The following is a 23,558-nucleotide window of genomic DNA, read 5'->3' on the forward strand; positions in this document are numbered from 1 at the left end:
GCCCGAACCGGATGAGCTAGAGCGTTTCGCCCAACGCCCGGTACTGGCGTTCGTGGTAGATCAGCGCCTCGTCGTCATCGCCGAGGCCGCCGCCCTCGATCTGCACTACGACCACAGCAGAGTTGTGCACGGTCACGCGCTCCACGATCCGTCCCACCATCCACGACGTCACGTTGTTGAGAACGGGCAGGCCGTACGGTCCCACCCGCCAGTGATCGCCGACGAAGCGCTCGGCGTTGGGTCCGGCCAGCCGCTCGGCCAGGGTGCGGTTGCGCAGTCCGAGCAGGTGGATGACGACGCGCTCGGTCTCGTTGATGGCCGGCCACGAGCTGGCCGACTTCGCCATGTTGAAGGTAGCCAGGGGCGGCACCGCCGACATGGACGCCAGGGATGTCGCGGTGAATCCGACGGGCTTGCCCTGAGCGTCCAGCGCGGTCACGACCGCGACGCCCGCCGCATGACGGCGAAACGCGTTCTTGAACGCGGCCAGGTCGCCAGGCGCGTTCGGGTCGGTGTCGAGGGCCGGGGCGTGGGGGAGACCTGCGGAGGGAAGACCTGCCGGTGCGGTGGTGCGTTCGTTCATAGTGGTGCCAATCGTTTCACCGATCAGCCTATTCCCGTGCGAGCACCGTTCTTGGATAAGCTGGAGTGACATGATCCAGACGATTGACCTTCGAGGAACGCGGCCTGCTCCGGCCGAACTTTTGGCCTCGGTGCCCCGGGCGCTCACCAGCGTCACGGTCGCCAGTGACGTTGCCGCCGAACTGATCGATGATGTGCGCGCACGCGGCGAACAGGCCCTGCTCGACCAGGCCGAGCGCCTCGACAGGGTACGCCCCGAGCACGTTCGCGTTCCGGCTTCCCACGTCGCCGAGGCCCTTGAGGCCCTCGACCCGGATGTCCGCGTCGCGATCGAGGAGACCATCCGCCGGGTACGCCTGGCCAGTGCCGCACAGGTGCCGCCCCTGGTGACCACCACGATCGCCGACGGCGCCGAGATCGTGCAGCGCTGGCGCCCCGTCCAGCGGGTCGGCCTCTACGTTCCCGGCGGCAAGGCCGTCTACCCGTCCAGCGTCGTGATGAACGTGGTGCCCGCGCAGGTGGCCGGGGTCACCTCCATCGCCCTCGCATCCCCGCCGCAGAGCCACTTCGATGGACGAGTGCACCCCACCATCCTCGCCGTCGCCGGTCTTCTCGGCGTCGACGAGATCTACGCCATGGGCGGCGCCGGCGCCGTGGGCGCCTTCGCCTACGGCGTGCCCGGCCTCGGCCTCGACCCCGTGCAGCTCGTCACCGGCCCCGGCAACGTCTACGTCGCCGCCGCCAAGCGGCTCGTTCGCGGCGTCACCGGGATCGACTCCGAAGCCGGACCGACCGACATCCTCGTGATCGCCGATGCCGCGGCCGACCCGGCCTTTGTCGCCGCAGACCTGGTCAGCCAGGCCGAGCACGACGAACTCGCCGCCGCCGTGCTCGTCACGGACTCCGCCGAGCTCGCCGAAGCCGTCGAAGCGCTCCTGAACGACCTGGCCACCACCACCACGCACGCCGAACGGGTCACCGCATCGCTGGGTGGCAGCCAATCGGCCATCGTGCTGGTGGACGACCTCGAGCAAGCCGCCGCGTTCAGCAACGCGTTCGGCCCGGAGCACCTCGAGATCCAGACCGAAGACCCCGACGCCGTCCTCGGCCAGATCGACAACGCCGGCGCCATCTTCCTGGGCCCGTACGCGCCGGTCAGCCTCGGCGACTATGCCGCCGGCTCCAACCACGTGCTGCCCACCGGGGGACAGGCGCGGTTCTCGGCGGCCCTCGGCGCGTACACCTTCCTGCGCCCGCAGCAGGTCGTGCGCTACACCAGAGACGGCCTCGCCGGCGTGGCCGACCACATCCTTGCCCTGTCCGCTGCAGAGGCGCTGCCCGCCCACGGTGACGCCGTCAGCGTCCGATTCAGCACGGCCGCGGAACGGTAGGCTCGTAGGCACAATGTATTGCCCGTTCTGTCGCCACCCAGATTCCCGTGTCATCGACTCCCGCACCAGCGACGACGGGCTCTCGATCCGTCGCCGCCGGCAGTGCCCGGAGTGCGGTCGCCGGTTCAGCACCACCGAAACCGCCAGCCTGAACATCATCAAGCGCAGCGGCGTGGTCGAACCGTTCAGCCGGGAGAAGATCGTCTCCGGCGTGCGCAAGGCCTGTCAGGGCCGCCCGGTCACCGACTCTGACCTGGCCATGCTCGCGCAGAAGGTCGAGGAGACCATCCGTCAGACCGGTGCGTCCCAGATCGAGGCCAACGACATCGGCCTGGCCATCCTCGCCCCGCTGCGCGACCTCGACGAAGTGGCCTACCTGCGCTTCGCCAGCGTCTACCAGGCATTCGATTCGTTGGAAGACTTCGAGAGTGCGATCGGCCAGCTGCGCACCGAGCACACCGCCGCGTCGGAATCCGATCCCGAACCCGAACGGTAGACGTGTACCCCACCCTTTTCAAGCTGGTGCTCACCCGGATCGACCCCGAGCGGGCTCACCACTTGGCCTTCGAGGTCATCCGGTGGATGCCGCGCCTCGGTCTCGGCCCGCTTGTGCACAGGTTCACCCGCCCGCGCACCGACATCGGGGTGGACACCCTCGGCTTGCATTTCGACTCGCCGTTCGGTGTTGCGGCGGGGTTCGACAAAGACGGCCACGCCGTCATCGGGCTCGGCCGGCTCGGCTTCGGGCACGTCGAGGTCGGCACGCTCACCGCGGTCGCCCAGCCCGGCAACCCCACACCGCGCCTGTTCCGTCTCGTATCCGACCGCGCTGTCATCAACCGGATGGGCTTCAATAACGGCGGTGCCGAGGCGGCCGTCGCGCGCCTGGGCCAGGTTCGCCGTACCCCCAGCCGTCCGGTCCTGGGCATCAACATCGGCAAGAGCCGAGTCACCGCGGTCGAAGACGCCACGGCCGACTACCTGGTCAGCACCGTTGCACTGGCCCCTCTCGCGGACTACCTGGTGGTCAACGTGAGCTCCCCCAACACCCCGGGCCTGCGTGGCCTGCAAGAACTCGATCAGCTCGCCCCACTGTTGCGGGCGGTGCAGGAACACGCCGGCGATACCCCGCTGCTGGTCAAGATCGCACCCGACCTCACCGATGACGAGGTGACCCGCATCGCCGGTCTCACCGTGGAACTCGGCCTGGCCGGCATCATCGCCACCAACACCACCCTCAGCCGGGAGAATCTGTTGACCGACCCGGCCGTCGTGGCCGAGGCCGGCGCCGGCGGGCTCTCCGGTGCGCCCCTGAACGACCGGTCGCTGTCCGTCCTGCGCCTCATCCGGGCCTCCGTGCCGGCCGAACTGTGCGTCATCTCGGTCGGCGGCGTCGAGACTGCGCAGCACGTCGTCGAGCGTCTCGACGCCGGCGCCACCCTCGTGCAGGGCTACACCGGCTTTCTCTACCGCGGACCGCTCTGGGCACGCCAGATCAACCGCGGACTCGACAGACTCCTCGCGGGTCGTTCCACCGGCCCGATCCTCTCCTGACCGGCAGGCCGGCACCCGCCGGCGCCCGGCCACGAGTCAATCGGTGGGTCCGGGCGCTCCGGGATCAGTGATGAGTCCGAGGCCGGCCAGCTGGGCCGCGAGGCTCGCGCCGTCGGGTCCGTAGACCCAGAGCGGATCCGGCTTGGCCTCCACGGCGTCCTTGGCCCTACGGCCGGCCAGCACGGCCTCGCTCGGCGACAGCCGACGGATGGCGACCGCGGCGACGCACTGCGGGAAATCCTGTTGGAACTCGCTGTAAATCGCCTCGTCGTGCTGACCGTCGTCGCCGATGAGGACCCACTTCATGTCGGGGAACTCGTGCGCCAGCCTGCGCAGGTTGTCGCGTTTGTGCTCCTTGCCACTGCGGAACAGCCTGTCGTGGGTGGGTCCCCAGTCGGTGAGCAGCAGCGCCCCGGCCGGGTAGAGGTTACGGGAGAGGAACCGGCTGAGCGTCGGCGCAACATTCCAGGCACCTGTGGACAGGTAGATCACCGGAGCCCCCGGTGTCGCATCGGCGAGGCGGTCCAGCAGCACAGCCATGCCCGGCGTCGGAACGCGAGCGTGCTCGTCGAGGACGAAGGTGTTCCACGCGGCCAGGAGCGGACGGGGCAGGGTGGTGACCATGACGGTGTCGTCGACGTCGGAGATCACGCCGGTGCGCACATCGGGGGCGACCACGAAGACCGGAGCGTCGACGCTGCCGGAGGCGTGGGTGTGCAGCGAAGCGGTGTGCCAGCCCGGCTCGAGGTTGACCTGCATCACGGTGTCGACGACTCCGCCGCGGTCGGCCTGCACCCGGTGTGCCTTGCCGCCGATGTCGATGGTGACGGTGACGTCGTTGACCGGCACGCTGGTGAAGCTCCGCCAGCCGCGGATGCTCCCGTCACGTCTGTCGGTGCGACGCCGCTTGGGGGTGGTGCCGGTGGACTTCACGGGTTTTGCCAACAGGACGCGGCAGAGAATCCGCACGCGTTCCGTGGTGCCATAGCCGGTGTAAGGGATGACGACCGGCAGGTGTCCGCGCCGACGGGCGAACTTTTCCCGCTTGTCGTGAAGCCAATCCTCGATCCGCGCGGCTCGGTGCATGAGGCGCACGGGGTTGAGGGGAGTGGACGGTGTGGCGGGGGACTTTGACACAGTTCAGTCTCTCATGCGCCGCGGGGCTGCTCGGCACGGTCCCGGGGTGGAGAACCACCACGGCGACCCGCCCGGGGCAGCCGCTCCCACTCCGTTTGGGGGGTGTGTTCTGTGTCTGGGTGTCAGTCGGGGGCCCTAAGATTGTGACGTATATTCAAGGAGGACACGTGGCGCTGATCGACATATTCGGGGGAGACTCTGTCGCACAGGGGCGGCAGATCCGCACCGAGCCCATCCAGCAGCGCAGTGCCGCCAGGTTGACCGCACTTCTGGACGCTGCGGCCGAGGTCGTCGACGAGGTCGGTTTCGACCGCATCACGACGGCCATGGTCGCCGAACGTGCGGGAGCCTCGATCGGCACTGTGTACCGCTACTACCCCGATCGGGTCGCGGTCCTCGAGGGACTGCGCGAGCGTGCGGTCCAGCGCTTCCGGCAGCGTGTCGCCGACACCCTCAAGGAAACCCAGCCGGGAACCTGGTGGGAAGCCGTCGACTGCGGGATCTCGGCCTTCGTGGAGCTGTATCGCGCCGAACCCGGATTCCGCATCCTGCACTTCGCCGATCGTGAACGCGCCCAGTCCACCGGGCCGGACCAGCTGGATTCGGGATTCTTCGCCAACCAGATCGCCGGAGTCCTGTCGGAAGAATTCGGCCTGTCCGGTGGCCCCGACCTCATCTTCAGACTCGAAGTCGCCGTCGAAATGGCCGACTCCCTGCTGTCTCGCGCCTTCACCTGGAACACCCAGGGTGATGAGCGCTTCATCGCAGAGTGCCGACGCATCATGCACGACTACCTCGTCGGCTACTACGGTACGGACGCCTAGCCCGACTCGTCGCCGGTGGCGCTGACGACGAACAACGGCAATCCGCTTTGGATTCGGCTCCGAAGAATGATTGGCTGGTCATCCGCACTTGCCTGCTTCCGTCGCCCCGCATCCGCGGGAGCGAGGGACGTCAAGCCCGCACCGAGGATTGAGCCCAGCCATGATCGAGTTCCGTTCCGTCAGCAAGCGCTTCCCCGACGGCACCCTCGCAGTCGAGGATTTCAGCCTGGTCCTGCCCTCCCACAAGACCACAGTGCTCGTCGGGTCCTCCGGATCGGGCAAGACCACTCTGCTGCGGATGATCAACCGCATGGTCGACCCCACCAGCGGCTCGGTCGAGATCGACGGCGAGGACATCGCCACTCTGCCCCCCGTGAAGCTGCGCCGCGGAATCGGCTACGTCATGCAGAACTCGGGACTCCTGCCGCACCGCACCGTCCTCGACAACGTCGCCACGGTGCCGCTGCTGCGCGGCACGCCGAAGCGTCAAGCCAGGGCGGATGCCCTGGCGATGCTGGACACCGTCGGGCTGGACCGCGCGCTGGCCGACCGATACCCGAGCCAGCTCTCCGGCGGCCAGCAGCAACGCGTCGGCGTGGCCAGGGGGTTGGCTGTCAACCCGAACATCCTGCTGATGGACGAACCGTTCGGGGCAGTTGACCCCATCGTGCGCGCCGAGCTCCAGCAGGAGTTGGTTCGGCTGCAGAAGGAGCTGGACAAGACCGTCGTCTTCGTCACCCACGACATCGAGGAAGCGTTCCTGCTGGGAGACCAGATCGTGATCCTGCGGGACGGCGGCCGCATCGCCCAGGTGGGCTCGCCCGCCGAGCTGCTCGCCAACCCCGCCGACGACTTCGTCGCCAGTTTCGTGGGCGCCGATCGGGGCCGGCGGGCGCTGCACGTGGAGCGGCACGGGAATGAGGACGTCGTGGTCGACAGCGACGGGCGCCTGGCCGGTGTGCTGAAGCCAGAAAGCGCCCGATGACCTGGGTCCTGGCCAACCTCGGCCTGATCTGGGCGCGCACCCTCGACCACGTGGTGCTGAGCCTGCCGCCGATCGTGATCTGCTTCGTGATCGCCGTTCCGCTGGGCTGGTCCGCCCGGCGCTACCGGGTGAGCCGCGGGATCATCCTCACCGGCGCCGGCCTGCTCTACGCGGTGCCCTCGCTGCCGCTGATCTTCGTGCTGCCGGCCGTGATCGGCACCAGCCTGCTGTCCCCGGTGAACGTGATCATCGCCCTGACGCTCTACGGCATCGCCCTGATGGTGCGGGTCGTCGCCGACGGTCTCGATTCGGTGGATGCCGACGTCCGCCAGTCCGCCTCCGCGATGGGCTATTCCACCTGGTCGCGGTTCTGGCAGGTGGAGCTCCCGCTGTCCGGCCCGGTCCTGCTCGCGGGCATGCGGGTCGTGGCGGTCAGCACCGTCAGCCTGGTCACCGTCGGCGCGGTGATCGGGGTGCAGAGCCTGGGCAGCCTCTTCACCGACGGTTTCCAGCGCGGAATCCAGGCCGAGATCGTCGCCGGTCTCGTCGCCACGGTGGCCCTTGCGCTCCTCTTCGACGGTGCGCTGGTGCTCGCCGGTCGGCTGCTGATGCCCTGGACCCGACGGGTCGCCCCGCCCAAGCCGAGTGTTCCTCTCGAGGTGAGCGCAGCATGAACCTCTTCGCCAGCGCCATCGACTGGATCCTCGACCCGGCCAACTACGTCGGGCTCAACGCAATTCCGCTGCGCATCGGACAGCACCTCGTCTTCTCCCTCGTCACCCTGGTGTTCGCGTCGGCTATCGCGATCCCGCTGGGCTACCTCATCGGTCACACCGGCCGAGGCCGCGGCCTCGCGGTGACGACGTCGGGAGGGCTGCGGGCCATTCCCACCCTGGGCCTGCTCACCCTGGTCGCGCTGTGGGTCGGCATCGGCGTCGTGGCCCCGTACGTGGCCCTCACGGTGCTCGCGATCCCGCCCATCCTGGCCGGCGCGTACACAGGGTTCGAGGCGATCGACCGGCGCACCATCGACGCCGCGCGCGCCGTGGGAATGAGCGAACTGCAGATCGTGCGTCAGGTCGAACTGCCCCTGGGCCTGCCCTTGTTGATCGGTGGGCTGCGCTCGGCCACCCTGCAGGTGATCGCGACAGCGACCCTGGCCGCTTATGTGGCCGATCTCGGTCTGGGTCGATATCTGTTCTCGGGGTTGAAAACCAGGGATTATGCCGAGATGCTGGGCGGGTCGATCCTCGTAATCCTGCTGGCCCTGGCGCTGGAGGGAATCTTTGCGCTGATCCAACGGTTTGTTGTACCGCGGGGTGTCTCCGGGCGCCTCGGCACCGCCCCCAAGCTTCGCACCGGCGGCCCCGCAGTCGCACGGTGATACATCTACCGAATCTTCGGTACCTGAGGAAGGACAACAGCATGTTCACAAACACACGAGGCCGGCTCGCGCTTGTCAGCGCGGTCGCGGTTGGGGCTGTCGTAGCCCTTGCAGGGTGCGCGTCCGGGGATCCCCTGGACGAGGGAGAGAGTTCGGCCGGATCCGAGACTCTGGTCGTCGGATCGCAGGACTACTATTCCAACGAGATCATCGCGGAGATCTACGCGCAGGCACTGGAGAACGGCGGTTTCACGGTCGACCGCCAGTTCCGCATCGGCCAGCGTGAGGCCTACCTCCCCGAGATCGAGGCAGGCTCGATCGACGTGTTCCCCGAATACAGCGGCAGCCTGCTTCAGGCCCTGGAGGCCGATGCCCCGACCGGCACCGCCGACGAGGTCTACACGGCTCTGGAAGCGGCCCTGCCGGAAGGCTTGACCGTGCTCGATCGGGCCGAGGCCAGCGACCAGAACTCCTGGACCGTCACCCAGGCGTTCGCGGACACCTACGGCCTCACCGACATCGCCTCGCTGTCCGAGGTCACCGAACCGATCACCGTCGGAGGCAACTCCGAGCTAGAGACCCGCCCGTATGGACCGACCGCCCTCAAGGAGGAGTACGGCATCGAGATCGCCGGCTTCACCCCGGTTGAGGACAGCGGCGGACCTCTGACGGTCAAGGCTCTTGTCGACAACAAGATCCAGCTCGCGAACATCTACACGGCGGATCCCAACATCACCTCGAACAACCTCATCGCCCTTGACGACCCCGACAACCTGTTCCTGCCGGACAACGTCGTGCCCGTCGTCTCCGACAAGGTCGACGACTCGGCGGCGGACATCCTGAACGCCGTCAGCGCTGCCCTGGACACCGACACCCTGATGGCCCTGAACGCCCAGAGCGTGAACGACCAGGCCGCCGCAGACACCATCGCGACGGAGTGGCTGACCCAGGAAGGCCTGATCTAGCCGCCTTCGTACACAAGAAACGGCCCCGTGATCTTCACGGGGCCGTTTCTTGTGTGTTCGGGTGTGTGCTCGGTGCCCTAGACGGCGGGACCGACCGGGATGTCGTTGAGCGTTCCCGGGCCGTCCACCAGGATGACCGGCTGCTTGCCTCCGTTGATCGCCACGATCTGGTCCCACGAACCGAGCGGACGTCGTGTCCCGGCCTCGACGACGTACACCGTGCCGTTGTCGGAGGTCTTCACGAAGACGTGCTCGATGGGTGCGCCGCCGCCCTGGGGAAGCACAGCGCAGGTGCCACCGGTCAGATCGGTCACGGGCATTCCATGAGTGACTCCGCCGGCCAGCGGGTAGATGCGATCTCCCGCGGCGAAATACTCCGTGGAATCGCAGCGCACGACACGCGTCAGGCTTCCGGCGGCCGCGGTATACGTGGCCAGTGACGCATCGGTCGCGTACGACCACGAGTTGATTCCGAACGCCGACGTCGTCGTGAACGAGGCCACCGGGATCTTGCGGGTGGCACCGTCAACGAAGTAGATCGTGGCGTCGCCCGGGCTGCGAACGAGCGAGGCGCCCGGCAAGTACGGGGAAGCAAGCGGGATCGCGGATCGGGCATCCTGCGAAATCCACACGATCTGAGGAGCGGAACCGTTGTTCAAGGCGAGCAGCGTGGTCCAGGTCGGTACGCCGCGAGCCGTGCCGGCCTTGACCCCGTAGACGGTGGGGCTTTCCGGCGAGATCACGAACAACGCGCCGGCAATGGCTTCGCCCCGGGGCAGCCGGGCGCACGAGTCGGCCGACAGGTCGGTGACCGGCAGGCCTGACGCTTCCGCGCCCTGCGCCAACTCGCGCAGAGAGCCGGCGGCCGCGAAGTAGGCCTTGCCGTCGCACCGAACGGTCTGCGTCAGTGCCGCACCCGTGGAGTAGGTGTCGAGCTGGGACTGCGGCACGGTTTTGAAGCCGTTCGCACCGAACTCGCTCGCCAGACCGAACGAGGCGATCGGGAGCTTACGGTCAAGCCCGTCGATGAAGTAGACGGTTGCCGAACTGGACGACCTGGCCAGGCTCATCGGTGCCAGCACGGCCTGGACGATCGGAAGCGCTGCGGCAGCCTGGGCGCTCATGGTGGCGATGTAGGGGACCGTGCCTCCGTTGAGGCTGATGACGGTCTCCCACGCGGTGATCGCGGTGCGACCGCCCGGCGACAGCATGTACACGGTTCCATCGTTGACCACGAAGAACTTGGTCATCTCGCTACCCACCGGCAACTTGGCCAGCTGGGCAGGGGAGAGGTTGACGGCCGCGGCACAGGCGAACCCGTACGAGGTCACGAGCTCACACGAGGTGAAACGATGCCGCACACCGGCTTGGACGAGCGAGATATCGCCGCTGCCCGCGTCACGCACCAGGGTGCTCGCCAGCAGGGGAGAGGTCGAGAAGCTGTCGAGGTAGCTCTGCGAAACGATCCGGAACGGGCCGAGCGCGCCGAGGGCGTTCAGGACGTCCATCGACGGAACGGCGTACTTCGTCGTTCCGGAGAGCAGGTAGATCGTGCCGTTCGATTCGGTGCGAGCGAAGTCGCCCCCGCCCTGGGTGTTGCCGAACCAGTCCGTGAAGATACGGAAGAAGTTGCGGTTGCCGTAGGTGGAGCAGCCGTCACCGGTGCCGTACATGTTGGCCAACGAGGCGCTGTTGGGTCGATACGGGGTGTAGTTGTAGAGGCCTGCCGTGGCCTGGTTCTCGATGTACACCTGTGACGATCCGCACCCGGCGTTGGGGTGCCACTGGATGGTGTTCGTCCGGCCGGCCTGGAAATTGCGTCCGCTCGGTGTGGCCTGGTACTTCTTGTACTGGTATGCGGCGTTGTAGACCTGATTGAAGAAGCCGTAGTACACGGCGTCGCAGTCGGCGGTATCCGGGCAGCCGAACCCCGTCGCCTTGCGGTAGATGCCGGACGTGGGTGAGGTCGCACTCACCAGTCCCTGTTCTTTTTCCAGCAGGACCAGCATCACCTGCGGGTTGATGCCGCAGAGGGAGGACACCTGCCAGATGATCTCCGCAGCGCTCTGATTGGCCGGGCCGGGGTAAGCGGCGCAGCCGGCGGCCCGTTGCGGCTGATAGGACGAGTCTGCGCGGTAGTCCTTGAGGCAGACGTAGCCGGACCGGCAGGAGGGTACCTTGGAATTGAGGAACGCCTGCACCTGCGCGACGCTCATCGTGTTCGAGTTGTAGAACTGAGCGTCAGAGATGATGTTGCCGGGGTTGAAGTCGGCCGCCGAGGCGGCTTCCGCGCGGGACGGCGCCTGGCCGACCACCAGAAGCGGGGCAATGAGCACGACGGCGATGATCGCCGCGAGGAATCCCGTCCAGCGCCGAGCGCTCATCCGTAAGACATTCGGCAGACGGATCATGAGCGTTTCCCTACGTTGGCCAGCTCGTTCAGAGGTCAGATTCGGGTGGCCGCCCACAGGCAATCGCGCGCTCCCCCCAGCAGCTGAACGCGTGTTGCCATTCAGTACTTTTAGGTACTCTATTACACTGCGTCGGCTACACCCCCTCGATGACACTCCGGCGACAGCACCCCATCTCGCGGGTCAGCGCGGTTCTTTGGAATTCCCGTCGTTAGACTGGTGGGTGAACGTCGCGGCAACATGGCCCTGGGCCGCAGGAGATCCGATCGATAGTCACCAGAGAGTCCTAATCAGAATGTTAAGCACATTTTCGCTGGAACACACGGTTTGCAGCGACGCTGACGTCGCTCGTGCCGCGTCCGCACCTAGCGCAGACGTCAGTCGCTCATGACGTCGTCGAGCGCTCACGCGATCCAGGCCCTTTCCGTCGACCTGATGATGCCGTTCTACGGCGATCCGGCCCTGTTCCGGCTTGCCGTGGAGAGTGTTCTGGCGCAGACGGATCCGAACTGGCGACTCGTTGTGATCGATGATCAGTATCCGGATGCCGCCCCGGGAGCCTGGGTGGCCGGTCTGGACGATCCCCGCATCGTCTACCTCCGCAACGAGATCAATCTGGGCGTGAGCGGCAACTTCAAGAAGTGCGCCGAACTGGCCACCGCGGATTTCACGACCATCGTCGGATGCGACGACCTCCTCCTGCCCAACTACGTGGCCCGGATTCGTCAGCTTGTCGAGGAATTCCCCGAAGCGGACTTCGTTCAGCCGGGGGTCCAGGTCATGGACGCCACCGGCCAGGATGTCCTGCCCCTGGCTGATCGGGTCAAGGGCTGGTATCGGCCGCGCGTGGCCGGGGCGACGCAGATCTCGGGAGAACGGCTGGCATCGAGTCTTCTCGCGGGCGCCTGGACCTACTTCCCGTCCATCGCGTGGCGCACGTCACGTCTGCACCGACACGGCTTCCGGGACGACCTCGATGTCGCCCTCGACCTCGCCCTGCTCATCGACATCGTCGTAGCCGGTGGCACGCTCGTGCTCGACGACCAGCCGAGTTTCCGGTATCGCCGGCACTCCGGCAGCGTCTCCTCGTGGAAGGCCGAAGACGGGTCCCGCTTCGTCGAAGAGCAGCGCTACTTCGCGGAGTGTGCGGAGCGGATGACCGCCATGGGGTGGAAACGTGCGGCGCGGGTGGCCTCGCGCCACTACTCTTCCCGGCTCAACGCCGTGACCCGCATCCCCGCGTCCATCACGGCCAGGGACCGCCGGGGCACCCGCGCTCTTCTCGGCCACGCCCTGGCGATCACGCCGGGGGACCGCTCCCTCGGGAGCGTCTCGGTCCCGCCGGTCGGGGCCAGCCCGGTGAGGCTCGCCCAGGACATGTCGTCGGTCCTCGCGCGTACCCTGATCGTCATGCCGGCCTTCAACGAGGAAGAGTCGGTCGGTGACGTCGTGCGTGAAGTCTTCTCCGCTCTGCCGGGGGTGCACTGCCTGGTGGTCAATGACGGTTCGGCCGACCAGACGACGGCCTTTGCCCGTCGCGCCGGCGCCGTCGTCGCTGAGCTTCCCGTCAACCTCGGGGTCGGCGGTGCCATGCGACTGGGCTTCAAGTACGCCATTGCTCACGGCTTCGACAATGTCGTTCAGATCGATTCAGACGGCCAGCATGATCCGGCCAACGTGCTGGCCCTGCTCGAGCGACTCGCTGACGCTGACCTGGTCATCGGTGCCCGCTTCGCCGGAGTCGGCGACTACGAGGCACGCGGACCTCGCCGATGGGCTATGCGTGTGCTGTCCGTCATTCTCAGCCGGACCGCGCGGACCACGCTGACCGATACGACCTCCGGGTTCAAGGCCTCCGGGCCTCGTGCGGTCGCACTGTTCGCGTCGCACTATCCGGCGGAATATCTGGGCGATACCATCGAGGCCCTTGTCATCGCTTCTCGTGCCGGCTGCCGCATCGAACAGGTGCCTGTCATCATGCGGGTGCGCGCAGGGGGGCAGCCGTCACACAACCCGCTTCGATCCGCCGCTTACCTCGGCCGGGCCTTCGTCGCCCTGTGCTTCGCACTCATCCGTCCGTCGCTGCCACTTCGACCGGAGGCCTGAGTCCGTGAGCTTTTCCACCTATATCATCGGCGTCCTTGCCGCTCTCGCGACGCTGGGCGTTGTGATCGAGATGCTGCGCCGACGTCGCCTGCGCGAGCGCCACGCGCTGTGGTGGGTCATCGCCGGCCTTCTCGCGCTTGTCATCAGCGTGTTCCCCGACACTCTCATCTGGGCGGCGGCGCGCTTCGGAGTGGATGTGCCGACCAACCTGGTCTTCTTCGTGAGCATCGCCGTGTTGTTCCTCGTCTGTATCCAGCACAGCGCCGAATTGACCGATCTGGAAAGCAAGACCCGCACTCTCGTGGAGATGTCCGCATTGCAGGATCTGCGCCTCCGGGAGTTGGAAAGCCGCGTGGATTCCGAAGATCTGCACGGTACCGCGACCGGCCGCGGAGAGCGGCTGCAGGATACCCAGGAGCTCTGACCCGAGCGCTAAACTTTCCGCGGCGTGGGCATCCCGCCGTGATTCCTTTCCTCCCGTCCTCGGTCGCCCCCGCCGAACGGTTCAATAGATGCGGACACAGCAGCGGCATGAAGACAGCAGCAACCAGCGATACGTCATCGGCACCATTGGATCGCACCGGCCGACGATGGCGGGTCTTTGTCACCAGTTTTGTGGTCATCCTGGCCCCGATGCTGCTGTGGGCCCTGGCGTCGCCGATGATGTCAGCACCCGATGAGGCGTCGCATGCGATCCGCGCCGCCGCCGTCGCCCGCGGACAGATCGAGAGTGTGCCCTGGGACCAGGACCTGTCGCTGGCTCGCGCTGAGGTCCCGCGGTCCGTTGCCCACGCCCACGAACTCAGCTGCTACAAATTCCGGCCGGATATCTCTGCCGGCTGCGTCCGCCCTGTCGAGGGCGATCCGACCGACATCGTGGTCACCGGTACGTCCGCCGGGCTGAACAGCCCCGCCTACTACGCCATCGTCGGGCTGCCGACGCTGGTGATGGACGGGACACCGGCGCTGTATGCGATGCGAGCGCTCAGTGCGGTACTGTCCGCCGCCGCCCTGGCCGTGATGTTCATGCAGTTGATGCAGTTGCCCCGGTCCCGATGGGTCATCGTCGCTGCCGCGGTCGCGGTGACGCCGATGGTGCTGTATCTGGGCGGGTCGATCAATCCCAATGGCGTCGAAGTCGCGTCAGCGGGGGCGCTGTTGGCCACCCTGGTGCTTACCCTGCAGACACCGGCCTCCAGACGTCTCCTGTGGGAACGGGCAGCACTGGTAGTCGTCACGGCCGCGGCGCTCCTGAGCACACGAAGCATCTCGCTGCTCTGGGTGCTGATCATCGTCGGAGCGGCACTCGTGTTCGCCAATCCGCGTGTCGTGGCGGGTCTGGTCCGCCAACCGGCTGCCTGGGTGGCGATCGGAGCATGCGGCCTCGTCAGCGGACTGACGGTCGCGTGGTACCTCGGCCTGGCCACCTTCGCGGAGCACCCCACCGCCAATACCGGGAGTAGCCCGACCATCGAGTTCTTCACGATGGTGCTGCGTACGCTCGACTTCAGCGACGGGCTGATCGGGTTCTTCGGTTGGACCGACACACCGTCGCCCAGCTTCAGCATCATCGTGTTCAGCTTCGGCATCGTGACCGTGCTGGTCGCCGCCGTGGCCTGGGGATCGCGGCGGGGAAAGTTCGCCGTTCTCGGCCTGGCCCTGGTCATGGTGCTGGTGCCGGCGATCACGCAGGCCATTCTGATCAGTTCGATCGGCAGCATCTGGCAGGGTCGCTACATGCTGGCCATGATGATGTGTCTCCTCGTCGCCTGCGGCCTGGCGATCGACGATTCCGATCAGCGGCCACAGCCTTCCGCGGGCCTCAAACGCTTCGTGATCACCCTGCTTGCTCTTTTGTCGATCGGGCAGGTGTTCTCATTCGTCTCCACCCTCCGGCGGTACATGGTCACGGTCAATGGCGGCATCGAAGCCATGTTCATGGCACCGAGTTGGCAACCGCCGGTGGGATGGCTCATTCTCACGGCCGTTCTCGTCGCCGCCGTGACCGTGGGCGCGCAGCTCACGTACCGGGCGGCATTCCGCGAATCCCGCACGGCGGTGGGCCCGCTCGACGCCGCCAGGCCCGAACCGGCCTCTGCGGCTTAGCCGCGCAGACGTTCCCGGGGGACCGTCCCGGGGACCGTTCTGGGGGGCAACCCCGAACGTCAGGTCGTCAGCAGCAGCGCCGGCGGCAGCAGGAGCAGGGCGACGGTCGTGCAGACCACCAGGGTGCGCGCCGTCGTGCTCAGCCCAGGGACGTTGCCCAGCAGACGGCTCACCCGCGGCCCGACCAGGTCGGCTGAGGAGACGTCATCGAGGCCGCCCGCGGCCGCGAGCGGCGTCTGGGTACCGGAGACCTCCGACAGGTGGGCGGTGCCCACGAGCGCGATCGCCCTGGCCAGGGTGCGGTCGTCGACAGCCTGCCTGGCCTGGTCGTCGGCCATCATCTCCACCAGCAGGGCCACCGCATTCTCGGCGCGGTTGGCGATGGGGAACCAGGGCAGGGCGCTGTGCCAGGACTTGAACGCCAGCAATACCACGTGGTGCTGCTGACGCAAGTGGGCGCGCTCGTGCGCCACGACGCCACGCAGCTGGTCGGCATCCAGCAGGTGCAGCAGACCTCTGGACAACACCGTGGCCGACCTGGTGCCCCCGGGCAAGCAGTACGCGATCGGCGCGGCATGGTCGATGACCCTGGTGCCCTCGGTATCGAAGGGCAACGGATCGCTGAGCAGTCCGATCAGGGTGTGGTGACGACGGCGCTGCCGCTCGGCGCGGATGAACGTGGCACTGAGGTTGAGCAGCAGGTGGGTGCCGAGGATCAACGCCAGGCAGAGCGCCATCACCCCCGCCAGCGTGGCCCCGGCGGGTAGAGTGCCGGCCGCGACGTGCCCGGCGAGGGCGCCGAGGGCCGACACGGGGGTGGCTCCGAACGGGATCAGGCCGAAGACCAGCAACGAGCCGATCATCGAGATGCCACCGGCCAGGGCGATCGACTGCCACAGGGCGAGGGCCAGGCCGGGCGCGCGAGGCGGCCAGTCTGCCCCGGCAAGGAGAATCGGAACGGGCCAGGCCAGGAGTACGGCCAGCGCCATCAGTGCCAGTGCGGTGTTGAGCACGGCGCGCTACCCGGCCACGGCCGACAGGCTCGTGCCGGGGATGACGGCCATCGTCACTCCGGCGACGGGCCGATGCTCTCGAGCAGGGCGCGCAGGGTCTGCGCCTCCTGCGGGCTGACGTTGCCGATGAACCGGGCCAGCGTCGCCGTGCGGTCGCTCGTCGTGCCCAGAACCTCGTGCATGAGCTCGGCGGTGTGCTGTGCCCGGGAGCTCACTGCCGTGTACCCGTGCGGCCGGCTATCGCGGTCGCGAGTGACGAAGCCCTTGCTCTCCAGGCGCGACAGCACGGTGAGCACCGTCGTCGTTGCGAGGGGCTTCGCGCCGGTGGCGGCGGGATCGAGCAGAGCATCACGCAGTTCGTTGGCGGTCAGGGGAGCGTCGGCAGACCAGAGCAGGTCCATCAACATTCGCTCGAGCACGCCCAGACTTCCCATGAGGAAACTTTACCAAGCGAAACGGCGCTTTCTACCGAACGTAGAATAGTAGTCTTCTACGACACGTAGAAAAACCGTCTTGGAGGGCAAATGAACGAGTGGCTTGATCCGTTACTCCTGTCGCGCTGGCAGTTCGGCCTGACGACGATCTACCACTTCCTGTTCGTACCACTGACCATCGGCCTGGTCACGACGGTGGCGATCTTCCAGACCGCCTGGTACCGCACCAACAAGGCCATGTACCTCCAACTGACCCACTTCTTCGGCAAGATCTTCCTGATCAACTTCGCCATGGGCGTCGTGACCGGCATCGTGCAGGAGTTCCAGTTCGGCATGAACTGGTCGGACTACTCCCGATTCGTCGGCGACGTCTTCGGAGCGCCCCTGGCCTTCGAGGGCATCACCGCCTTCTTCCTCGAGGCCACCTTCATCGGCCTGTGGATCTTCGGCTGGGACAAACTGCCCAAGGGCCTGCACCTGGCCACCATCTGGCTGACCACGGTGGGCAGCATCGCGTCGGCGTACTTCATCATCGCCGCGAACGCCTTCATGCAGAATCCTGTCGCGTACCAGATCAACGAGGAAAAGGGTCGGGCCGAGCTCACCAGCATCGGCGAGCTGCTCACCAACCCGATCGCCCTCGCGGCCTTCCCGCACACGATCTTCGCCTGCTTCATGGTCTCCGCCGGCCTGATCATCTCGGTCGCCGCCTGGCACCTGTCCCGCAATCAACACCTCGAGACCATGCGGCCCGCGCTCAAGTTCGGCCTCTGGATGATGGTCATCTCCGGAGCCCTCACCACCCTGATGGGCGACCAGCTGAGCCTGGCGATGGTGGCGGCGCAGCCGATGAAGATGGCCGCGGCCGAGGCCATGTACAACACGGCCACCGGCGCCGAGGCCTCCTTCTCGATCTTCACCCTCGGCACCCCCGACGGTGTCAGTGAACTCTTCTCCGTGCGCATCCCGTACCTGCTGTCGTTTCTGTCCACGCACACCTTCGACGGCACGGTGGAGGGCATCAACAACCTCCAGGAGCAGTACGTGCAGCTCTACGGTCCTGGCGACTACGCGCCGATCATCTGGGTCACCTACTGGTCGTTCCGGTGGATGATCGGACTCGGCATCGCCCACATCCTCGTCGCCGTCGCCGGCCTCTGGTTCACCCGCAAGGGACGGAGCCCGAAGACCTGGATGTGGAAGATCGCGATCTGGTCCTTCCCGATGTCGTTGCTGGCCATGAGTGTGGGCTGGGTCTTCACCGAGATGGGCCGGCAACCGTGGCTGGTCTTCGGCCTCCTCAAAACCGCAGACGGTGTCTCGCCGAACGTCAGCGGGCTCGAGATCCTCATCTCTCTGATCGCCTTCACCCTGCTCTACGGCGCCCTCGCCGTGGTGGAATTCCGCCTGATCCTCAAGGCGGTCCAGAAAGGGCCGGACGACGCTCCGGCGCCGGACCCGGTGTCCGGCGAAATCAAGCACACGACCACGGTCTACTAGGAGCTCACCATGGAACTCAATATCCTGTGGTTCTGGATCATCGCCGCGATGTTCATCGGCTACTTCGTCCTCGACGGGTTCGACTTCGGGGTGGGCATGTCTCTGCCGTTCCTCGGCAAGGACGACACCGACCGCCGGGTCCTGATCAACACCATCGGCCCGGTCTGGGACCTCAACGAGACCTGGGTCATCGTGGCCGGCGCCTCGCTGTTCGCCGCGTTCCCCGAGTGGTACGCCACGATGTTCAGCGGCTTCTACCTGGCGTTGCTGCTCATCCTGTTGGCCCTGATCGCACGGGGCGTGTCGTTCGAGTACCGGCATCAGCGGCCCGAGCTGAAGTGGAAGAAGTCCTTCGACACCATGATCGTGGTCGGTTCGGCCGTGCCCGCCCTGCTCTGGGGTGTGGCCTTCGGCAACGTCGTCCGCGGCGTGCCGCTGGATGAGAACTTCAACTACATCGGCAGTTTCTTCGACCTGCTGAACCCCTACGCGCTGCTCGCGGGCCTCACCACGCTGCTGCTCTTCTTCACGCACGGAGTGATTTTCGTCTCCACCAAGACCGAGGGCGACATCCGGGTGCGGGCCCGCGCCCTGGCGATCAAGTCGGGGCTGGTCACCATCGTCGTGGCAGCGACCTTCCTGGTCTGGACAACGCTCGCCTACGGCACCCTCGCCTCCGGCATCCTCGCCGCCGTCGCGGCCGTGGCCCTGATCACCGCCTACCTGGCCAACCTGCGCGGCAACGAGCGCACCGCGTTCGGCCTCATGGCCGTCACCATCGGTTTCGCCGTGCTGACCCTGTTCGCGTCGCTGTTCCCTGATGTGATGCCGGCCAGCAACGATGTGGCCAACAGCCTGACCATCGAGAACGCTTCGTCCACGCCGTACACGCTGCAGGTGATGAGCTGGACCGCGCTGATCGCGGCCCCCGTGATCCTGGGCTACCAGGGGTGGACCTACTGGGTGTTCCGCAAGCGGATCAGCCGGTCGCACATCGAAGCCGCCGTACACTAAAACGGATGCGTCCCCTCGATCCTCGGCTTCTCACCCATGCCTCCGCAGCCCGGTGGTTCCTCCTCGTCGGTGCGGTTCTGGGCCTGGCCCAGACCCTCACCATCGTCGCGTTCGCCTGGTTCCTGAGCCAGAGCATCACGCTCGCGGTCAGCGGCGAGTCGCTGGAGTCACTCAGCAGCACCGTCTCCGCGCTGGCCGCCGTGGTCATCCTGCGCGCCACACTGGTGTGGCTTCTCGAGGTCGCCGCCAGCCGGGGGGCCGCAGCCGTGAAGAGTCAGCTGCGCACCGCGGTTCTTCGCCGGCTGGCTGAGCGAGGACCGGACTGGCTGGCCGGCCAGCAATCCGCCCGGGTTGCGACAGTGGTCACGAGCGGATTGGACGCACTCGACAACTACTTCGCGAGGTACCTGCCCCAACTGCTGTTGACGGCCATCGCCACGCCGATCCTGGTGCTGGTGATGCTCTGGCAGGACCCGGCCAGCGGCATCACGGTGATCATCGTTCTCCCGCTCATCCCCGTGTTCATGATCCTGATCGGCCAGGCCACCCAGGTCGTGCAACGTCAGCAATGGGATGCCCTGCAACGGCTGTCGGCGGGTTTCCTCGATGTGGTCGGCGGTCTGGCCACCCTGAAGATCTTCGGTCGGGACCGCCGCCAAGCCGCCCGCCTGGGCAACCTCACCGACGAGTACCGGGGCCGCACCATGAAGGTGTTGCGGGTCTCGTTCCTCAGCGGATTCGCGCTGGAGCTCGCCGGCAGCCTCTCGGTGGCCCTGATCGCCGTGTCCATCGGACTGCGGCTCGTCGACGGGTCGTTGCTGCTGGGTGTGGGCCTGTTCGTGCTGCTGCTGGCGCCGGAAGCCTTCCTGCCGGTGCGACAGGTCGGCGCACAGTTCCACGCCGCGGCCGACGGCCTCGCCGCGGCCGAAGAAGTCTTCGCCATTCTGGAAGACGACGACCTCCCGGACCGTATGCCCCGGGTCGGTTCGGAAGGGACGGCCGGCGCGACTGTTCCCGCAACGCCCCACGACGTCGACAGCGTCGACACCCTCCGCTTCGACGCGGTGACCATCCGCCGCGGCGACGCCACGATTATCGACAGTCTCCGCGCTGACTTCGCCGCCGGGCAGCTCAGTGTGCTCAGCGGCCCGAGCGGCGTGGGCAAGTCCACCCTCATCGGTGCCCTTCAGGGCTTCATTCCGTACGACGGCCGGCTGTTCCTCGGCGCCAAGGCCGTGCTCCCCGACGACAGCCGGCATTGGCTCGCCTGGTCCGGGCAACGCGCCGGCCTATTTTCCGGCAGTATCTCGAGCAACGTCGCCCTCTGCGCAGACGTCACCGACGATGCCCTGGTCACCACCGCGCTGCGGTGGGCGGGCGCCGGCGATCTGGATCCCGCACTGCGCCTGGGTGTCAACGGGGCCGGACTGTCCGGCGGTCAATCCCAGCGGGTCGCCGCCGCGAGGGCCATCTACCGGTGCATCTCCCTGGACTGTCCGGTCCTCGTGCTCGACGAGCCGAGTTCGGCTCTCGACACGACCGCCGAGCAGGCCCTCATCGAGGGACTGCGCCGGTTGGCCGGCCAGGGCCGCATCGTCATCGTCGTGAGTCATCGCCCGGCCTTCGTGTCCGCCGCCGACCACGTCGTCCACCTGAACGAGGTCGCCCATGTCTGATCGACGTTCTCCCTTCGCGCTGGGTGTGTCCACGGCGACCCGGTCCGTGCTCAGACTCGCCCAACCGCCGGCACGCCGCAGCCTGCCCGGCCTCGCGGCCGGGGTGGGCAGCGCCGCCAGTGCGGTGGCGCTCCTGGCCTGCTCGGCGTGGCTCATCACCCGCGCCGCCGAAATGCCGCCGATCCTGTTCCTCGGCCTGGCCGTCGTCGGTGTACGCGCGTTCGCCCTGTCCCGCGCGGCGCTCCGCTATCTGGAGCGACTGCTCAGCCACGATGCGGCGTTCCGCCAGCTCGGAGAACTGCGGCTGGGCATCTTCGCCCGTCTGCTGCCCCTGGCCCCCGCCGGACTCGCCGGCACCAGGAGGGGCGACCTACTGACCCGGCTGGTGCGCGATGTCGACGACCTGCAGGACCTGCCGCTGCGGGTAGTGCAGCCCCTGGCGACCTCTGGCCTGGTGGCCGTTCTCAGCGTCGTCGGGGTCTGGTGGGTGCTGCCGTCGGCGGGGCTCACCCTGATGGTGTGCCTGATCGTGGCCGGCATCGTCGGCACCCTCGCGACAGCGGCGCTGTCGGCCCGCTCCGAGCGCGACCTCGCACCGCTTCGAGGTGCCCTGGCCGACGAGGTGCTCGAGGTCGTCGAGAACCTCGACGTGCTCACGGCCTTCAGCGCCCTCGAGACCCGACTGACCGAACTCGTAGCGGTGGAGAACAGGCTGCGGACGGCGTCGCTCCGCAGCTCAACGGGAGCCGGAGTGCAGGCCGCCGTGATCTCACTGTGCGCCGGCGCCGCGACCGTACTCGCACTCATTGCGGCAATCCCGGCCCTGGGCTCCGGCGGTGTGTCCGGCCCCGCCCTCGCCGTGGTCGTGCTGATTCCCATGGCAGTGTTCGAGGTCTTCGCCATGATCCCCCCGGCCATCAGTGCCTGGCGCCAGGTCCGCTCCAGTGCCGAGCGGGTGGCGACGGCGGTGCCCGAGACGATTCCAGCCGAAATCCCGTCGGATGTCGCCCTGCGAGAGGCGTCAGAGCCGACCGCCGTCGTTCCTCAGACCGGCAACCCGCTCATTGAGCTCACGGCGCTCGGAGCCAGCTGGCCGGGAACAGATCATCCCGCGCTGGCCGGGGTGACGCTACGGCTGAACGCCGGCGACCGCGTCCACCTGGCGGGGGCCAGTGGAGCGGGCAAGACCACCCTCGCGCAGACCTTGGTGCGTTTCCTCGACTACACAGGGTCATACAGGGTCAAAGGCGTCGAAGCCAGAGACCTGGCTCCGGCCGAGGTGCGGCGGATCGTGGGACTGTGCGAGCAACGACCGTGGCTGTTCGACGACACCGTACGGCAGAACCTGCTCTTCGCGCGGGACACCGCCACCGACGATGACCTTCTCGACGTGCTCGCCCGGGTCGGGCTCGCCGACTGGGTTCGCCGGCGCGGCGGCCTGGATGCCCGGGTGGGCGAGCGCGGGGCCCTCGTCTCCGGCGGCCAGGCCCAGCGGATAGCCCTGGCCAGGGCGCTGTTGGCCGACTTCCCGGTCCTCATCGTCGATGAGCCCACGGCCAACGTAGACACCGGACTCGGCGACACTCTCGTGCGGGACATCCTGTCGGCGGCGGGCGGCGCCGGCCGGGCCGTGCTGCTCATCTCGCACACCCCGGTTCCGGTCGGGCTGATCACGAGCACCTACACTCTCACGGCCGGATCCGGCCTGAAGCTGGACCCTACTCCGGGGGAAGCTCTCGTTCCATGAATCTGGCCTCCCGGCGCTTCAGCCAGCGCTTGACGAGGACCACAACCACGCCGAAGGCAGCGATCGCGCCGACGAACAGGTACCCCGCGAAGTGCAGCTGGTCTGAAATGCTGCGGTATCCCTCGGCCGCCGCGGCGCCGACGCTCACGTAGGCCACGGTCCAGAGCACACAGGCGGGCACCGTCCAGGTCAGGAAGGTGCGGTACCGCATGGTGCTCATGCCCACGGTGAGCGGGATGACCGAGTGCAGCACCGGCAGGAACCGCGAGAGGAATACGGCGATCCCGCCGCGCCGTGCCAGGTAGCGCTCCGCGGCCGCCCAGTTCTTCTCACCGATGCGCCGGCCGAGCCAGCTGAGCCGGATCCACGGGCCGAATCGGCGCCCCAGATAAAAACCGATGCTCTCACCGGCCAGTGCGCCCAGGATGACCGCCAGCACCAAGCCGACGTATTCGACGGGTCCCTCCACGGCCGTGCTCGCCACGATCACGATGGTGTCGCCAGGGACGACCAATCCGATCAGCACCGACGTCTCCAGGAGCATGCCCACGCCCGCCAGCAGGGTGCGCACGACGGGGTCGACGGAGCTCACGGCGTCCAGGATCCAGTTGAGTACGTCGTTCACCTCGCCAGCCTAAAGCGTGTGCCTGCGCGGGTGGTGTGCGCCCGTGCGTGCGGGCGTGGCTGGGGATCAGTCATCCCCTGAACTGGGTGCTGGACCCTTCAGAA

General features: G+C 67.3%; 21 protein-coding genes and 1 pseudogene. 16 read left to right on the forward strand and 6 right to left on the reverse strand.

Annotated features, from left to right (window positions below; translation table 11 throughout):
• Window positions 1-16: 16 nt before the first annotated feature.
• A complete protein-coding gene (locus B7495_RS07780; protein ID WP_088456073.1) occupies window positions 17-583 on the reverse strand; it encodes a flavin reductase family protein in 567 nt (188 codons plus the stop codon).
• Between the two features lie 70 nt (window positions 584-653).
• Here B7495_RS07780 and hisD point away from each other — a divergent pair, with 70 nt between their 5' ends.
• Genes hisD through B7495_RS07795 form a run of 3 tightly spaced genes read left to right on the forward strand, consistent with a single transcriptional unit; the run spans window position 654 to window position 3,527 of the window.
• Entirely contained in the window at window positions 654-1,973 is a 1,320-nt protein-coding gene (gene hisD / locus B7495_RS07785) for a histidinol dehydrogenase (RefSeq protein ID WP_088456074.1), read from the forward strand.
• A 13-nt stretch (window positions 1,974-1,986) separates the two neighbouring features.
• A complete protein-coding gene (gene nrdR, locus B7495_RS07790) occupies window positions 1,987-2,469 on the forward strand; it encodes a transcriptional regulator NrdR (protein WP_088456075.1) in 483 nt (160 codons plus the stop codon).
• Window positions 2,470-2,471: 2 nt separating this feature from the next.
• Window positions 2,472-3,527 (forward strand): quinone-dependent dihydroorotate dehydrogenase, encoded by a 1,056-nt coding sequence (locus B7495_RS07795; protein ID WP_088456076.1) that lies wholly within the window; start codon window positions 2,472-2,474, stop codon window positions 3,525-3,527.
• A 36-nt stretch (window positions 3,528-3,563) separates the two neighbouring features.
• Here the strand turns inward: B7495_RS07795 and B7495_RS07800 are convergent, their stop codons facing one another.
• Window positions 3,564-4,613, reverse strand: coding sequence for an App1 family protein (locus tag B7495_RS07800; RefSeq protein ID WP_088457979.1), 1,050 nt, complete (start codon window positions 4,611-4,613; stop codon window positions 3,564-3,566).
• A 218-nt stretch (window positions 4,614-4,831) separates the two neighbouring features.
• On the opposite strand from B7495_RS07800, the gene B7495_RS07805 reads away from it, so the two are divergent.
• The 5 genes from B7495_RS07805 (at window position 4,832) to B7495_RS07825 (ending at window position 8,822) form a co-directional block, all read left to right on the forward strand.
• Window positions 4,832-5,488, forward strand: a complete 657-nt coding sequence (locus B7495_RS07805; protein WP_088456077.1) for a TetR/AcrR family transcriptional regulator — start codon at window positions 4,832-4,834, stop codon at window positions 5,486-5,488.
• Between the two features lie 160 nt (window positions 5,489-5,648).
• Entirely contained in the window at window positions 5,649-6,473 is an 825-nt protein-coding gene (locus B7495_RS07810; protein ID WP_088456078.1) for an ABC transporter ATP-binding protein, read from the forward strand.
• Window positions 6,470-7,147, forward strand: coding sequence for an ABC transporter permease (locus B7495_RS07815; protein ID WP_088456079.1), 678 nt, complete (start codon window positions 6,470-6,472; stop codon window positions 7,145-7,147). The genes B7495_RS07810 and B7495_RS07815 overlap by 4 nt, the downstream gene beginning before the upstream one ends.
• A complete protein-coding gene (locus B7495_RS07820; protein WP_088456080.1) occupies window positions 7,144-7,857 on the forward strand; it encodes an ABC transporter permease in 714 nt (237 codons plus the stop codon). The genes B7495_RS07815 and B7495_RS07820 overlap by 4 nt, the downstream gene beginning before the upstream one ends.
• 41 nt (window positions 7,858-7,898) lie before the next feature.
• Window positions 7,899-8,822 carry an ABC transporter substrate-binding protein gene (locus B7495_RS07825; RefSeq protein ID WP_088456081.1) on the forward strand — a complete coding sequence of 308 codons (924 nt, stop codon included), beginning with the start codon at window positions 7,899-7,901 and terminating at the stop codon, window positions 8,820-8,822.
• Between the two features lie 77 nt (window positions 8,823-8,899).
• On the opposite strand, the gene B7495_RS07830 is transcribed toward B7495_RS07825, so the two are convergent.
• Window positions 8,900-11,206 carry a hypothetical protein gene (locus tag B7495_RS07830; protein WP_088456082.1) on the reverse strand — a complete coding sequence of 769 codons (2,307 nt, stop codon included), beginning with the start codon at window positions 11,204-11,206 and terminating at the stop codon, window positions 8,900-8,902.
• A gap of 465 nt (window positions 11,207-11,671) precedes the next feature.
• Between B7495_RS07830 and B7495_RS19335 the strand changes: the two are divergent.
• From B7495_RS19335 to B7495_RS07850, 4 genes and pseudogenes are all read left to right on the forward strand, one after another.
• Window positions 11,672-12,115: pseudogene (locus tag B7495_RS19335) on the forward strand (glycosyltransferase family 2 protein); the annotation flags it as partial.
• 495 nt (window positions 12,116-12,610) lie between these two features.
• Complete coding sequence (locus B7495_RS07840) at window positions 12,611-13,339, forward strand: glycosyltransferase family 2 protein (protein ID WP_088457980.1); 729 nt, start codon at window positions 12,611-12,613, stop codon at window positions 13,337-13,339.
• 4 nt (window positions 13,340-13,343) lie between these two features.
• Complete coding sequence (locus B7495_RS07845) at window positions 13,344-13,763, forward strand: DUF2304 domain-containing protein (RefSeq protein WP_088456083.1); 420 nt, start codon at window positions 13,344-13,346, stop codon at window positions 13,761-13,763.
• 107 nt (window positions 13,764-13,870) lie between these two features.
• Window positions 13,871-15,445 carry a DUF2142 domain-containing protein gene (locus B7495_RS07850; protein ID WP_088456084.1) on the forward strand — a complete coding sequence of 525 codons (1,575 nt, stop codon included), beginning with the start codon at window positions 13,871-13,873 and terminating at the stop codon, window positions 15,443-15,445.
• A 59-nt stretch (window positions 15,446-15,504) separates the two neighbouring features.
• On the opposite strand, the gene B7495_RS07855 is transcribed toward B7495_RS07850, so the two are convergent.
• Both B7495_RS07855 and B7495_RS07860 read right to left on the reverse strand, forming a co-directional pair.
• Window positions 15,505-16,458 (reverse strand): M56 family metallopeptidase, encoded by a 954-nt coding sequence (locus tag B7495_RS07855; protein ID WP_240632447.1) that lies wholly within the window; start codon window positions 16,456-16,458, stop codon window positions 15,505-15,507.
• A gap of 53 nt (window positions 16,459-16,511) precedes the next feature.
• Complete coding sequence (locus B7495_RS07860) at window positions 16,512-16,892, reverse strand: BlaI/MecI/CopY family transcriptional regulator (RefSeq protein ID WP_088456085.1); 381 nt, start codon at window positions 16,890-16,892, stop codon at window positions 16,512-16,514.
• A 90-nt stretch (window positions 16,893-16,982) separates the two neighbouring features.
• Here B7495_RS07860 and B7495_RS07865 point away from each other — a divergent pair, with 90 nt between their 5' ends.
• From B7495_RS07865 to cydC, 4 genes are read left to right on the forward strand one after another with little or no spacing between them, the layout of a single operon-like run.
• A complete protein-coding gene (locus tag B7495_RS07865) occupies window positions 16,983-18,392 on the forward strand; it encodes a cytochrome ubiquinol oxidase subunit I (RefSeq protein ID WP_088456086.1) in 1,410 nt (469 codons plus the stop codon).
• A 9-nt stretch (window positions 18,393-18,401) separates the two neighbouring features.
• Window positions 18,402-19,406 carry a cytochrome d ubiquinol oxidase subunit II gene (gene cydB, locus B7495_RS07870; RefSeq protein ID WP_088456087.1) on the forward strand — a complete coding sequence of 335 codons (1,005 nt, stop codon included), beginning with the start codon at window positions 18,402-18,404 and terminating at the stop codon, window positions 19,404-19,406.
• A gap of 5 nt (window positions 19,407-19,411) precedes the next feature.
• A complete protein-coding gene (gene cydD, locus B7495_RS07875; protein WP_088456088.1) occupies window positions 19,412-21,082 on the forward strand; it encodes a thiol reductant ABC exporter subunit CydD in 1,671 nt (556 codons plus the stop codon).
• Window positions 21,075-22,829, forward strand: a complete 1,755-nt coding sequence (gene cydC, locus B7495_RS07880; protein ID WP_088456089.1) for a thiol reductant ABC exporter subunit CydC — start codon at window positions 21,075-21,077, stop codon at window positions 22,827-22,829. The genes cydD and cydC overlap by 8 nt, the downstream gene beginning before the upstream one ends.
• On the opposite strand, the gene B7495_RS07885 is transcribed toward cydC, so the two are convergent.
• A complete protein-coding gene (locus B7495_RS07885) occupies window positions 22,801-23,454 on the reverse strand; it encodes a DedA family protein (protein ID WP_088456090.1) in 654 nt (217 codons plus the stop codon). The genes cydC and B7495_RS07885 overlap by 29 nt on opposite strands.
• Window positions 23,455-23,558 lie beyond the last annotated feature (104 nt).

Source organism: Cryobacterium sp. LW097 (assembly GCF_002205495.2).
In the GTDB taxonomy this organism is placed as follows: domain Bacteria; phylum Actinomycetota; class Actinomycetes; order Actinomycetales; family Microbacteriaceae; genus Cryobacterium; species Cryobacterium zongtaii.